This window comes from Pseudomonas helvetica (genome assembly GCF_039908645.1).
Lineage (GTDB): Bacteria > Pseudomonadota > Gammaproteobacteria > Pseudomonadales > Pseudomonadaceae > Aquipseudomonas > Aquipseudomonas helvetica.
The window spans coordinates 2738556-2752422 of record NZ_CP150917.1; the positions used below are offsets into that span (position 1 = coordinate 2738556).

General features: G+C 58.5%; 12 protein-coding genes. 11 read left to right on the forward strand and 1 reads right to left on the reverse strand.

Going from position 1 to position 13867, the window contains the following annotated elements; translation table 11 throughout:
- Positions 1–88: 88 nt before the first annotated feature.
- Positions 89–1105, reverse strand: a complete 1017-nt coding sequence (locus tag AABM55_RS12615; protein ID WP_347929743.1) for an alpha/beta hydrolase — start codon at positions 1103–1105, stop codon at positions 89–91.
- A gap of 160 nt (positions 1106–1265) precedes the next feature.
- On the opposite strand from AABM55_RS12615, the gene AABM55_RS12620 reads away from it, so the two are divergent.
- The 11 genes from AABM55_RS12620 to AABM55_RS12670 all read left to right on the forward strand — a co-directional run bounded on the left by AABM55_RS12620 (position 1266) and on the right by AABM55_RS12670 (position 13704).
- The gene (locus AABM55_RS12620) at positions 1266–2159 is read left to right on the forward strand and encodes a LysR family transcriptional regulator (RefSeq protein WP_054596912.1); all 894 of its coding nucleotides are present in this window, start codon (positions 1266–1268) and stop codon (positions 2157–2159) included.
- 120 nt (positions 2160–2279) lie between these two features.
- Positions 2280–2933 carry a hydrolase gene (locus AABM55_RS12625; protein WP_054596913.1) on the forward strand — a complete coding sequence of 218 codons (654 nt, stop codon included), beginning with the start codon at positions 2280–2282 and terminating at the stop codon, positions 2931–2933.
- Between the two features lie 83 nt (positions 2934–3016).
- Positions 3017–3430, forward strand: coding sequence for a DoxX family protein (locus tag AABM55_RS12630; protein ID WP_054596914.1), 414 nt, complete (start codon positions 3017–3019; stop codon positions 3428–3430).
- A 388-nt stretch (positions 3431–3818) separates the two neighbouring features.
- Positions 3819–5096, forward strand: coding sequence for a cystathionine gamma-synthase family protein (locus AABM55_RS12635; RefSeq protein WP_347929745.1), 1278 nt, complete (start codon positions 3819–3821; stop codon positions 5094–5096).
- A 151-nt stretch (positions 5097–5247) separates the two neighbouring features.
- Positions 5248–6678, forward strand: a complete 1431-nt coding sequence (locus tag AABM55_RS12640; RefSeq protein WP_103318041.1) for an amino acid permease — start codon at positions 5248–5250, stop codon at positions 6676–6678.
- 60 nt (positions 6679–6738) lie between these two features.
- Entirely contained in the window at positions 6739–7629 is an 891-nt protein-coding gene (locus AABM55_RS12645) for a LysR substrate-binding domain-containing protein (RefSeq protein WP_103318038.1), read from the forward strand.
- A 16-nt stretch (positions 7630–7645) separates the two neighbouring features.
- The gene (gene thrC / locus AABM55_RS12650; protein WP_347929746.1) at positions 7646–9025 is read left to right on the forward strand and encodes a threonine synthase; all 1380 of its coding nucleotides are present in this window, start codon (positions 7646–7648) and stop codon (positions 9023–9025) included.
- A gap of 21 nt (positions 9026–9046) precedes the next feature.
- Complete coding sequence (locus tag AABM55_RS12655; RefSeq protein WP_347929747.1) at positions 9047–9484, forward strand: Lrp/AsnC family transcriptional regulator; 438 nt, start codon at positions 9047–9049, stop codon at positions 9482–9484.
- Positions 9485–9659: 175 nt separating this feature from the next.
- On the forward strand, positions 9660–10703 hold the full coding sequence (locus AABM55_RS12660) for a homoserine dehydrogenase (protein WP_347929748.1): 1044 nt from the start codon (positions 9660–9662) through the stop codon (positions 10701–10703).
- 10 nt (positions 10704–10713) lie between these two features.
- The gene (locus tag AABM55_RS12665; RefSeq protein WP_347929749.1) at positions 10714–12126 is read left to right on the forward strand and encodes an aldehyde dehydrogenase family protein; all 1413 of its coding nucleotides are present in this window, start codon (positions 10714–10716) and stop codon (positions 12124–12126) included.
- 393 nt (positions 12127–12519) lie between these two features.
- Complete coding sequence (locus tag AABM55_RS12670; protein ID WP_347929750.1) at positions 12520–13704, forward strand: porin; 1185 nt, start codon at positions 12520–12522, stop codon at positions 13702–13704.
- Positions 13705–13867: the final 163 nt, after the last annotated feature.

Sequence of the window (13867 nt, forward strand, 5' to 3'; positions counted from 1 at the left end):
GCAGCACTCACAAAATCGTCGGTGTCTTGAGGATGTTGGGGCCGCTGCGCAGCCCAGCGGGAGCTAGCTCCCTCGCCACAATGTGGACTCAGTTCAGATGCGTCTTGAGCTCAGCCGCCGCTTGTCGCACTGCGGCCTTAACTTCCGGAATCTGACTCAGCGGATTGAGCAGGCCGAAGTCATGGATCATCCCGTTGTAGCGCACCGAGGTCACCGGTACGCCGGCCGCATCGAGGTGGCGGGCGTAGCCTTCGCCTTCGTCACGCAACACGTCGAATTCGGCAGTCTGCACCAGCGCGGCGGGCAGGCCCTTGAGCTGTTCGGCGCTGGCATTCAGTGGCGAGGCATGGATCTGCGCGCGTTCGGCCGGGCTGGTGGTGTAGTTGTCCCAGAACCACTGCATCATGCCTTTGGTCAGGAAGTGGCCTTCGGCGAATTGCTGGTACGAGCCGTTATCGAACCCGACGTTGGTCACCGGCCACATCAGCAACTGGAAGCGCAGGGCCGGGGTGTTCTGTTCCTTGGCCATCAACGCCACCACTGCCGCCATGTTGCCGCCGACACTGTTGCCGGCCACCGCCAGACGCTTGCCGTCGACACCGATGTCCTTGCCGTGCTCGGCCACCCATTTGGTGGCGGCGTAGGCCTGGTTGATCGCGGTCGGGTAGTGCGCTTCAGGCGACGGGGTGTAGTCGACGTACACGGCAACTGCCCCGGAGCCCACCACCAGATCACGAATCAAGCGTTGGTGGGTCGGGAAGTCGCCCAGTACCCAACCGCCACCGTGGAAGAACATGAACACCGGCAATTCGCCCTTGGCCCCGGCTGGGCGCACCACTTTCAGGTTGATCGTCTGGCCGTCGACCTTGATCGCCTTGTCGCTGACTTCAACACCGGACAGATCGACCTTCACCGAGGCCTGGGCACCGGTCAGCACCGCGCGGGCGTCTTTCGGGCTCAGTTGCTCCAGCGGTTTGCCACCACCGGCGGCGAGGGCATCGAGGAAGGCCTGGGTGTTGTGTTCGACGCCGGGGCTGCCGGCGGCGAAAGCGTTGCCGATGGACAGGGCGAGGAGGGAAGCGCTGAGGGTTTGCTTGATGTTCATGGTCAATTCCTTTTTCAATCGTTCGAGTTTTTATGCCTTGGGATCGGGCTGCTGTGACGCTGGGGTTCAGGTCTCAGCAACACTGTGAGCACAGATTAATGAGGTGCCTGAAAGTGAAAAAGCGGCTATAAAGCGTTTAACTGTCAACCAGGGAGTGACAATGAACCCGTTCGAAGACATGCGTATTTTTTGCCAGGTCATGGACTCCGGCAGCTTCACGGCGGCGGCCGATCAGTTGGGCCTGTCCAAGCAGTTCGTCAGCCGCCGGCTGATGCAATTGGAGGAGCGCCTCGGCGTGCGGCTGCTCAACCGCTCGACTCGGCGACTGGACGTCACGCCCCTGGGGCAGAGTTATTACGAGTCGGCCTTGCGCCTGCTCAGCGAAGTCGAACACGTGGAGCAGGGCATCGCCGGCCAGACCGCCGAGCCACGCGGCACCATTCGCTTGAGCGCGCCGTTGTCGTTCGCGGTGGCGCACTTGGGGTGCCTGCTGCCGGTGTTCTTGCAGCGCTATCGCGACGTCACGGTAGAAGTGGACTTGAGCGACCGGCCTGTGGACTTGCTCGGCGAAGGCTACGACCTGGCATTGCGCATTGGCGTGCTGGAAGACTCGACGCTGATCGCCCGACGCCTCGCCGCCATCCAGCGGGTGTACTGCGCCAGCCCGGCCTACCTGGCCGAGCGCGGTACGCCGGTTCACCCCGAAGACTTGCACAGCCATGACTGCCTGCCTTACGGCCATGGTCGCCAGGTGCAATGGCGGTTCGAAGGGCAGGGCAAACCACTGACCGTGAACGTCACCGGAAGGATGCGGGTCAACAACGGTGAATTGCTCAAGGACGCGGCCATCGCCGGCATGGGCATTACTTATTTGCCGACCTTCATTGTCGGTTCGGCCTTGAAGGACGGGCGGCTGGTGCCGGTGCTGGACAACTTCCGCCCTGCGCCGTTGACGTTATCGGCAGTCTATCCGCAGCATCGCCAGGGCTCGCGACCGGTGCAGGCGTTGATCGAATTCTTGCGTGAACGGCTGGATCGGACCGAGGACGCCTGAGGCGGTGGGCGTAAAAAGAAATTTTATCAGCATGATTTTTCCAGAGTCGCACATCCATACAATCGCTCTGCTACAGCGAAGCCGAAAATAGCCCCTCTCAAACATATCCGGAGAAGTGTTATGGCAACCGCAAAAGCAGCACCAGGTAAAGGTCTGATCAATCCAAGCAACCACGCTCTGATCCTGATCGACTTTCAGTCGCAGATGTCATTTGCGACCAAATCCATCGACGCTGTTTCACTCCGCAATAACGCTGCACTGATCTCCAAGGCAGCGAAGGAGTTTGGCGTTCCGGCCATTCTTACCACCGTCGCCGAAAAAAGCTTTTCGGGCCCGATGTTTGAAGAAATCACCTCGGTTTTTGCCGGTCAGGAACTGATTGACCGCACCAGCATGAATACCTGGGAAGACGAGCGCATAGCTGTCGCTGTGAACAAGATCGGTCGCGACCGTATTGTTCTTGCCGGTCTCTGGACTTCGGTCTGCATTGTCGGCCCGGCGATCTCGGCGCTTGAACAAGGCTTCGAGGTCTACATCATTTGCGATGCGTGCGGTGACGTTTCGGATGAGGCTCATGAGCGCGCTATCGAGCGCATGATTCAAGCCGGTGCGCGTCCGATGACCTCACTCCAGTACTTGCTGGAACTGCAACGTGACTGGGCTCGCAGCGACACCTATAACGAGACGGTGAAAACCTCTATCGCTCACGGCGGCGCTTATGGTCTTGGTTTGATTTATGCCAAAACCATGTTTAACGCATCGGAAGGTCACTGATCTGAATTGCGCCTCTTCCTTGATAGGGGAAGAGGCGCACTCAGGCGAGCGGTGGGGAGCAATGGAACATGTCCACATCTGATATGAATACGACGACTGCAGCGGATGTAGCGCTGTGTTGGCTACGCATCACCGGTGTACTGATGCTGTTGCTGGTGCACGGATTGCCTAAGCTGTTCAATTTTGAGCACGAACTGACGTTGATTGAAGACCCGTTTGGCATGGGGGCTCGGTTGACCTTGTCGCTGGCAATTTTCGCGGAAGTGTTTTGTCCGATATTCATCGCAGTGGGACTGCTGACGCGCCTTGCGACACTGCCTGTGCTCTTTTTGCTGGTTGTCTCGGTTATCCGGGTTCATCCCGAGTGGAGCCTGGCCGAGGGCCAGTTCGCCTGGCTGCTGCTGATCATCTTCTCGACGATTCTGGTCGGCGGGTCTGGGAAATTGGCAGTGGGTACGAGTCTGTCGCATCGCTGGCCACTCCTGAGCAAACTGTAGGGAGGAAAGTATTAATATTGGGTATCAGAACGCCGGTTTGTTAGATGTGTTTGCTCGCACGAACATCATCTATCAAATCGGCGTTCTGGTTTCTGTGTTTCCTGGTATTCCGTGAAGAGCCAGAAAATATGGTTTCCTTTCGACTGAACGTTAAGACGTAGCCTTCAACTGGTATATGAATGGGAGGTTTGGATAAGTCTCTGGAAAATGAGAGGCGTACGGTACAAGCGTTAGCTATTTCGATTTCCTCGCACATCAACAGCCATTAATAAAAGCGGCCCTTTGGCACTGATTACATCGTTTCTCGGGTGCAATCCTTTTGACTATATTGGCGACCAGACCCGGCGAATGACTCAACAGTCGCCACCCTTCAGTGCGAGTAGTCTCAATGAACAATAAACCTGACAGCGCAGGGCTTGATAACGCCGGAACGGGAACCCGAGCGGTCTGGGGCGGGGAGCAAGTCAGGCACCCCTATAACGCCACGCAAACACCTATCGTGGTCAGTGCCGCCTACGGTTACGACGACATTGACGTCTGGTACGACGTGGCTTTGGGCAAGGCTCCGGGATTTATCTACAGCCGCATGAGCAACCCGACGGTCGAGACCCTCGAAGCGAAAATTTGCGAGTTGGAAAAGGCCGAGTCCGCGGTGGCCTTCAGCAGCGGCATGGCGGCCATCAGCAGTGTGCTTTATACCTTCCTTGCCCACGGCAATCGGGTAGTTTCCACCAAGGACAGCTACGGCGGCACCAACAAGATTTTCGAAGAGTTCCTGCCGCGCATGGGGGTGGACGTGACCTTGTGCGAAACCTTCGATCATGACGAGATCGAGCGTGAAGTCGCCAAAGGCTGCCAGGTGCTCTACCTGGAAACTCCGACCAACCCGACTCTGAAAATACTCGATATCCAACGTCTGGTGAGTGCGGCCAAGCGCGTCGGCGCCGTGGTGGTGGCGGACAATACCTTCGCCACTCCGTTGAATCAGAATCCCCTGGCATTGGGCGTAGACGTAGTCATCCACAGCGCGACCAAGTTCCTCAGCGGCCATGGCGATGTGCTTGGCGGTCTGGTGTGCGGCGTTGAATCCTTGATGGCCAAGGTTCGTCATTACCGGGAAATCAACGGTGCGGCGCTTGATCCCTTCTCGGCCTATTTGATCATCCGGGGCATGAAAACCCTGGCACTGCGGATGCGTCAGCAACAACACAGTGCCCGTGCCCTGGCAGAGTTCCTGAGCAACGAGCCCCTTGTGGAATCGGTGAACTATCCCGGCTTGCCCGGTCATCCGAACCACGCTGTGGCGTGCGCGCAAATGCGCGGGTTCGGCGCCATCGTCAGTTTTGTCCTGGTCGGTGGCATGGACACCGTCAAAGTACTGTTACCACGCCTGCGCTTTGCCCATTGCGCGGGGAATCTGGGCGCGGTGGAAACCATCTACGGCCCGGCCAGGACCACCAGTCATGTGGAGAACACGCTGGAGGAGCGTTTGGCCTTGGGCATTTCCGAAGGGCTGGTGCGGGTTTCGGTCGGCATCGAAGACACCGACGATTTGCTCGACGATCTGAAGCAGGCATTCGCCTATGTCAGGCGCTCACGGCATGAACAGGTACAGGTAAAAACACAACCCTCAATCAATGAATCTTGCACCGAGGTACCCAACTAAAGTTTCAAAGTTAATGCCTCACGACAAGGCAGTCTATGAGGACTTCATGAAGAGGAATAATAATAAAACTTAGTGGCAACCTGTTTTTATTCTGCCCAGTAACTCATCGCAGAAGTGAATGCGTGCCCTAATAACTTTCATGAGAACAATCATGTCCATAAAAGAACAACAGCTCAACGCGCGTGCTGGTTTTAAACAGGAAATGCAGACCCGCCATATTGTCATGTTGGCATTGGGCGGTGTCATTGGTACCGGGCTTTTCCTCACGTCCGGATACACTGTCAACCAAGCCGGCCCCTTGGGGGCGGTTATCGCTTATATCATCGGCGCGCTCATGGTCTACATGGTCATGATGTGCCTGGGCGAGCTGGCAGTGCAGATGCCGGAAACCGGCTCGTTCAGCACCTACGCCACACGCTTTCTCGGCCCGGGGACCGGTTACACGGTGGCCTGGCTTTACTGGTTGACCTGGACCGTGGCTATTGGCTCGGAATTCACTGCCGCCGGTATCCTTATGGCGCGCTGGTTCCCACAGACTCCGGTATGGATCTGGAGTGCGCTGTTCGCTGGAGTGGTGTTTCTGACCAATGTGATTTCGGTGCGCTTGTTCGCCGAGACTGAGTTTTGGTTGTCTCTGGTCAAGGTGGTGACGGTGGTAGTGTTCCTGCTGATCGGCGGCGGGGCGATTCTCGGCCTGTTGCATATCGATCAGGCTCACAGTATTGGCCTGGGCAACTTCACCCGTGAGGGCTTGTTTCCCACTGGGTTCATGTCGATTGCCATGACCTTGCTCGCTGTGTCATTTGCCTTCTCTGGCACCGAGCTGATCGGTATCGCTGCCGGCGAAACCAAGGACCCGCAACGCAACGTGCCGCGAGCGATTCGCACCACGGTGCTGCGCCTGGCGATCTTCTTTGTCGGTACCATCTTCGTCCTGGCGACCTTGCTTCCCCGGGAACAGGCCGGGCTGGTGGAGAGTCCGTTCGTCACGGTGTTCACCTACATCGGTATTCCGTACTCCGCCGACATCATGAACTTCGTGATCATCAGCGCCTTGCTGTCCGCCGCCAACTCCGGACTTTACGCCGCCTCGCGGATGCTCTGGACCTTGAGCGACCAGGGTCACCTGCCCAAGCAGTTCTCGGTCCTGACCCGCATGGGCACGCCGTTGAATGCCATCGTGTTGAGCATGGTCGGTGGCGCGGCGTCGTTGCTCAGTAGTGTGTTTGCCGCCGACACCATCTACCTGGCGTTGGTGTCGATTTCCGGGTTGGCAGTGGTGGTGGTATGGATGAGCATTGCTGCGAGCCAGATCGCTTTCCGTCGACACTATGTGGCCAATGGCGGTGATATCCACGACCTGAAGTTCCGCGTGCGGGGTTACCCATGGGTGCCACTGGGGGCGCTGGCCAGCTGCAGCCTGGCCTGTGTCGGGATCGCCTTCGACCCTGAGCAGCGGGTGGCCCTGTACTTCGGTGTGCCGTTCATCGCCTGGTGCTACTTCGTGTATTACATTACCCGCAAAAGCCGCGAGCGCCGCTTGTCGCTTGCTCCCTTGGCACAACCGTCCGATGCGTTCTAGACATTGTCGACGAGGTGGGCAAACGTGCTCGGTGCGGGGGGCGTCAATGAGGTCCAGGCCATGAAGCAAAAGACGTTACCCCCATTGAACTGGCTGCGAGCATTTGAGGTGTCCGCTCGCTGTCTGAACTTCACCCACGCCGCCGAAGAGCTGTTTTTGACTCAAGGCGCAATCAGCCAGCAGATCCGCCAATTGGAAAGCCACCTTGGGGTGGCGCTGTTCAAGCGCTTGCCTCGTGGTCTGGGTTTGACCGAGGAAGGCCAAGCCTATCTGCCGGTGGTACAGGATGCGATTACCCGGTTGGCGGTGGGGACCAACGAGATTTTTGGTCAGCACAAGCGCCGGCCCATCAAGGTACGCGGCAGCCTGTCGTTTTTCGTGCACTGGCTGGCGCCCAAGCTGGTGGACTTTCGGCAGGCCCATCCGCATGTCGACATCCGTTACATCAGCAACATCTGGGTCAAGGAGCTCGATGGCGAAGACGACATGGAGATACGCTGGGGCCATGGACAATGGCCGGGGCTGGTGTCTCAGCGTCTGACCTGGGACACCTTGTTCCCGGTTTGCTCGCCGGCTCTGATGGCCCGCTCGCCGCTGAAGGTGCCAGAGGATGTGGTGCACCATCCACTGCTGCATGTCCTGGGTTACGAAGAAGGTTGGGGTTACTGGTTGAATATGGTCGGTGCGCACGCCGTCGACTCGTCCACCGGTATGCAGTTCGATACCCTGATTTCCACGTTACGCATGGCCGAGCTAGGGCAGGGCATTGCGCTGGCCCGCTCGTCCATGGTCGACGAAATGCTTGAGGACGGGCGTCTGGTCGAGCCCTTCGCGCAACGTATCGAGGCCAGCGAGTCGTTTTACCTGGTGCGGGGGGCCGAGGCCGATCAGCACCCTGACGCGGTGATGTTTTCCACCTGGCTGGTCGAGCAGGCACATCGTTATAAATGAATGGCCGGAGTCAACCATGCGCTATGTGAGTACACGAAGTTCGGCCGTACAGGCTGATTTCGAGAAGGTTGTGTTATCCGGCGTTGCCGACGACGGCGGGCTGTTCGTGCCTGTTGGCCTGCCGCTATTCGAGCCACAGGAAATCGCCAATTGGTCGACCTTGCCCTATGACGAACTGGCCTATCGGGTCATCAGTCCTTTTGTCGGCGATGCCATTCCCGAGGCGGATTTCAAACGCCTGCTGAAGGAGGCCTACAGTACCTTTAGCCATCGCTCCGTCGCGCCCTTGCACCAGGTCGACCGCAATGAATGGGTGCTGGAACTGTTCCATGGGCCGACCTGTTCCTCGAAAGACTTTGCCGCCCAGCTACAGGCGCGACTGGTGCAATACTTTCTGCGCAAACGCCAGCGCCGCGGAATCGTCCTGGGGGCCACCAACGGCGATACCGGGCTGGCCGCCATCGAGGCGTTCAAGCACTGCGACGATACGATGGTAGTGGTGATCTATCCGGAGTCCGGCATGCCGGAGCAGCAGTTACAGGATCTGCAGGCGGTGGCTCATCCCAGGGTCCACAGATTCGCGGTAAATGGCAGCTTCGACGAGTGCCAGACCATCGTCACCCGATTGTTCCGGCAATGGCCGTGCGCGCAATACGAGGCCATCAGTTTCAACTCGAACAACTGGGTCGGTGTGCTGGCGCAGCTAGTGTTTTATTTCCATGCCGTGCTGCAACTGGGGGGTGGACAGCGCCCCATCGGCTTCAGTGTGCCAGCGGCGAGTTTCGCTGAAGTCTACGCCGGCTATATTGCGCAAAAGATGGGCCTGCCTATTACCCAGATGATTGTCGCAACCAATCAAAACGACGCGCTGCATCAGTTGTTCCTGAAAAACCACTACTCCCGGTTGCGGGCCAACAAGACCTTGTCTCCGGCTATGGACTTGTCGATCTTTTCCAACCTCGAGCGCTTTCTCTGGGAACTCTATGGACACGACTATCAGGCGGTGAGCGCATTGATGGTCGAGTTCGAATCCAGCGGCGAGATGAGCATCGCCAACGAGTTCTGGCTACGGGCGCGGATGATCATCGATTCCTACTCGGTCAGTGATGAGCAGACCCTGAAGGAAATCACCTCGCTGTATCGCGATACCGGTTATGTCATCGACCCTCATGCCGCCACTGGTGTCCTCGCGGCCCGGTTGTACCGCCGAAGTCTTGTGGCGCCCATGGTCACCCTGGGCGAGATCTCACCGGCCAAGTCCGCGCTACTGCTCGGCGAACTGGGGATCACCGCGCCGGCTCGGCGCAGCCCGGTGCCGGGGCAAGGGCCGTCACAGGTTTACCGGATTCAGCCCGATGACCTCGAGATCATCCATCAACTGCTCGGCGCTCTGTGAAGACGCTGTAAAGGAGGCTAAGTGAAGCGAATTCTGGATCCTCTCGATGAGCGCATCATCGCCGAACTGCGGCTCAATGCCCGGGTCGCCCACGCCGAGTTGGCGGCCAGGGTCAACCTGTCGCGTAATGCCGTACGCCAGCGCATCGAACGGCTCGAGCGCGACGGGGCGATACAGGGCTACACGGTGCGTACGGGGGAGGGGCGGCAGACTTCTTCGAATATCAATGCGGTGATTTTCGTCTATCGCTACGATCGTATGCGTGGCGCGGAAGTGCTGCTGGCCCTGCGGCAGATTCCGGAAGTTATCCAGTGCGATGTCATGAGCGGCGAGTTCGATCTGATGCTGCGGGTCGGTGCCGCGAGCCCGGAGCGAGTGCATAAAGTCTGGAATGAAATATCCGCGTTGCCTGGGGTGGAAAACACCGTAACCTCATTCGTGCTTTCGTCTGTTGTCTAGCCGCTTTGCCCCGATAAAAAAGCCAACTCATGTTGGCTTTTTTTATGCCTGACGTTTTGCCCAGCCACTGGTCAAAACGCCCATGAAATAGAGCAAATAGCCATATTTCACTGCCTTGGCTGCCCGCCTAATCTAGTGCCCAGTAACCCATCATTCGGATCAAGGGCAATAAAAAATGACTGAATACAAACTGGCGCTGGTCGGCTTCGGTGGTGTCAACCGGGCATTGGCTCAACTGATTGCCGAGCGTAACGAAAGCTGGAAGAAAGAATTGGGGTTTACCCTGAAAATTGTCGGTGTCACCGACCTGTTCCTCGGCTGCGTGATTGGCTGCGAAGGACTGGATGCCGGTCAGCTGGCTAACTTGCCTGCGGTCAAGGGTGCTCTGGCGCAGTTGCCGGGAGGGGATGCCGAAGCCTTCAATGAAGCTGTGATCAAACACTCCGGTGCGGACATCGTTGTCGAAGCGACTTTCACCAACCCGGTCGACGGTGAGCCGGCCACCTCGTTCTGTCGCTGGGCGCTGGAAGGCAGCAAGCATGTGGTCACCACCAACAAGGGGCCGATTGCCTTGCACGCTGCAGAGCTCAAGGACCTCGCTCGACGCAATAACGTCGCCTTTGAATATGAAGGCTCGGTGATGAGCGGCACTCCGGTGATCCGCCTGGCCAAGCAGTCGTTGGCGGGCAGCTCGATACTCGGCTTCGAGGGGATTCTCAATGGCACCTCCAACTTTGTGTTGAGCAGCATGGAAGACGGGCTGGGGTTCGCCGAGGCGGTAAGCAAGGCTCAGGAACTGGGCTACGCCGAAGCCGACCCGACTGCGGATGTCGAGGGGCATGATGTACGCCTCAAAGTAGTGATCCTGGCCAATGAACTGCTGGACGCCAAACTGAACGTCAGCGATGTCAGCTGCAAGGGTATTTGCGGCCTCAACCTCAGTGATATCGAAAGAGCCCGTCAGGACGGTGCGCGCTGGAAGCTCATCGGCGCCGCCACACGGCATGCCGATGGTTCGGTCAGTGCCCATGTCGAACCCCGGCTGCTGAGCAACGATCACCCGCTGGCCGGTATCTGCGGTGCAACTAACGCGGTGTCATTCACTACCGGTTTGCTCGGCACGGTGACGGTCTCGGGGCCGGGGGCCGGGCGCACGGAAACCGCATTCGCACTGCTCTCGGACATCATCAATATCCATCAGTCCGTTGCACACAACTAGGAGAAGGCCTGTGAACCTATCGCGTCCGGCCCTGGCCATTGTGGAGAATCAAATTGATGTACTGAACCCCTTTGACGGCAGCGTCGTCGGGGCCGTAGCGGACGTCTGTATGACACAGGTTCCGCAGTTGCTGGAGCAAGGCCGCAAGGGAGCTCAGGCCAGCGCCGGGTTACCGCGTTATCTCCGGGCACGGATCCTTGAACAGGCGGCATTGAGTATAGAGCGCGATGCCCGCGCTTTTTCCCGGTTGATCGTCGACGAAGCCGGCAAGACCCTCAAGCAGGCAGAGAAAGAAGTCAAACGGTGTATCAACACCCTCAAGCTTTCCGCGCAAGAGGCCACGCGCAATGCTGGCGAAGTGTTGCCGTTCGACGCCTATGAAGGCTCCGAGTCGCGGCAGGGCTGGTTCTCCCGCGAACCACTGGGCTTGATTGTGGCGATCACCCCGTACAACGATCCGTTGAATCTGGTAGCACATAAGCTCGGCCCGGCGATTGCCGGCGGCAACGCGGTGATTCTCAAACCGTCCGAGCTGGCGCCGTTGTCGGCCATCAGGTTGGTGAGGTATCTGGTCGAGTCCGGGCTGCCGGAGTCAGTGGTCACGGTCGCCACCGGCGGGGCAGAGTTGGGCAGGGCCCTGGTAGCCGCCCGTGAGGTACGGATGATTTCCTTTACCGGTGGATTCGCTACGGGTGAGCAGATTGCCCGTATCGCTGGCCTGAAGAAATTGACCATGGACCTGGGCGGCAATGCGCCGGTGATCGTGATGGGCGACTGCGACCTTGACGCGGCCGTCGAGAGTTGCCTGTCCGGGGCCTTCTGGGCGGCGGGACAGAACTGCATCGGCACTCAGCGCCTGTTGGTCCAGGCCTCGATCTATGAGGCTTTCCGCGAGCGCTTCGTCAATCAGGCTCAGGCTCTGGTGGTTGGCGACCCGGCGCTGGCTGGCACCGACATCGGCCCAATGATTACCCCGCAGGCGGCGAAACAAGCTGAGCAAATGGTGAGCGAAGCCCTGCTGGAGGGCGCCAGGTTACTGTGCGGTAATCAGCGTCAGGGCGCATGCTACACAGCGACCGTGCTGGAAAATGTCGATCACGCCAGCCGGCTGTGGCGCAACGAAGTGTTTGCTCCGGTGGTGATGTTGCAGCCCTTCGAGACCTTCGATGAGGCTATCGCCCTGGCGAACGAACCGGAATACAGCCTGCATGCGGGGATCTTCACCAATAATCTGGCAACGGCCATGAGCGCTGCGCGCAGGATCGAAGCCGGGGGCGTGATGATCAACGACTCCTCCGACTATCGCTTCGATGCGATGCCATTTGGTGGCTTCAAGTACGGCAGCCTGGGGCGGGAAGGGGTGCGCTTCGCCTATGAGGAAATGACGCAACCCAAGGTGGTGTGTCTGAATATCCTTCGTTAGGTGATTCAAGGAAAAAAAGCCACTGCTTGTTTGGCATTGGGACGGTTTGGTCACCGTCCCAGTGCTTTGTTCGCGTTGTAGAACATCTCGATTTAATCGAAAACATCGCAACGGGCATCTTGCCGCGTGGTATGGATTTTTGGCGTGATCCGTTCCTGCTTTAGACGCTGAAAAAGCTCTCGGCTATGGCGTTGTCGTAGCCGTTCTGCAGCTGCTCACAAGGCTTGCACCTTAAGTAGTGCATCGTGGCGTGACCCGGTCAGGGTCCAAATCATCGCGCTATACCCACTGACCCAAAGCATCTGCCAACCCCTTCCAAGGCACCGTATAAGGCTGTTCGCCAGCTTTCGATAATCGCCTCCGACATTTCGTCCCCCGATTCCGGAGCGCGCCATGCACAACAACAATAAGAATTTGCCCCAGCTTCTGCCAGCGGTCATTGTCGGCCTGTCGATGCTTGGCCTGAGCACTATCGCCAAGGCCGATATCATGCTGTACGACAAGGACCAGACCACGTTCTCTACCGACGGCTACATCAATGCCTTTTACGTGAACAGCAAGGTTGATCGCGCCGGCGATCAGTTCGACCGCCGCCAGGCCCGGGTGAAGATGGGGTTTCTGCCCAACTATCTGGGCTTCAACATGGGCAAGCAGGTCGATGACCTGAAACTCGGGGCCCGGGCGTCCTTCTGGGTGACCATCAACGATAGCCAGACCAAGGGCACCGACACCGCCATCGACGTGCGCCAGTTCTATGGCACCGTGGCCAATCCGGAATGGGGCGAGGTGCTGATCGGTAAGGATTTCGGGCTGTTTGCGCGCTCCAACATCCTGCTCGATGAACTGCTCTCCGGGTATGGTCAGGTCAGCGATAGCCTGGGCTTGGTCGATGGCGGCGGGGTGTCGTTCGGCAATATCGGCAGCGGTTATCCGTACCCATTCCCCACCTCGCAGATCACCTACCGCACGCCGGTCATGGACGGCTTGCGAGTCGCGGTGGGCATCATGGATCCGGTGAGCACCAACGACAGCAGCCCGACCGGCAAGGCCTATCAGCAGAACCCTCGCACCGAGAGCGAGATCACTTACCAGTTCGATGTCGCGGGGGCGAAAATTTACAGTTGGGTCAACGGCAGCTACCAGACCTCGGACAACACCGACTCTACCGTCAACTCGGTCACCTCCAAAGGCGTCGGTTACGGTGTGCAGGCGAAGATGGGCGGCCTGTCGCTCACCGGTTCCGGCTTTCAGGCCAAGGGTATCAATCCGTTCTTTACCAACAACGCCGGCCAGCCGACCCTGAGAAATGTCGACAGCGATGGCTACTTGCTGCAGGGCTCCTACACGCTCGGCAAGAATCGCCTGGCGCTGTCTTATGGCAAAACCAAGGACGATGGTAATGGCGTAGTCGGCAGCGGGGCGGATTACCAAACCCGCGGTGTGGCACTGTTCCATGAGGTCAATGACAACCTCAAGCTGGTTGCCGAATACAACCAGTTTGAAATCAAAGGCCATCAAACCATTGCCCAGAACGAGAATACCGATACCTTCGCCGTCGGGGCCGTGCTGACCTGGTAACCCCCCGATCATCCGCCCGGCTGTCTTTGCAGGCGCGATCGCCAGGATCGCCGCCTGTTGCAGTGCCTGTTCAGATGGCTGCACACACACACATCCCATAGGCACCGCCGAAGACTGCGACCCTTCGGCGGCAACGCCTGATCGACTGGCCTTTTCATCCCAT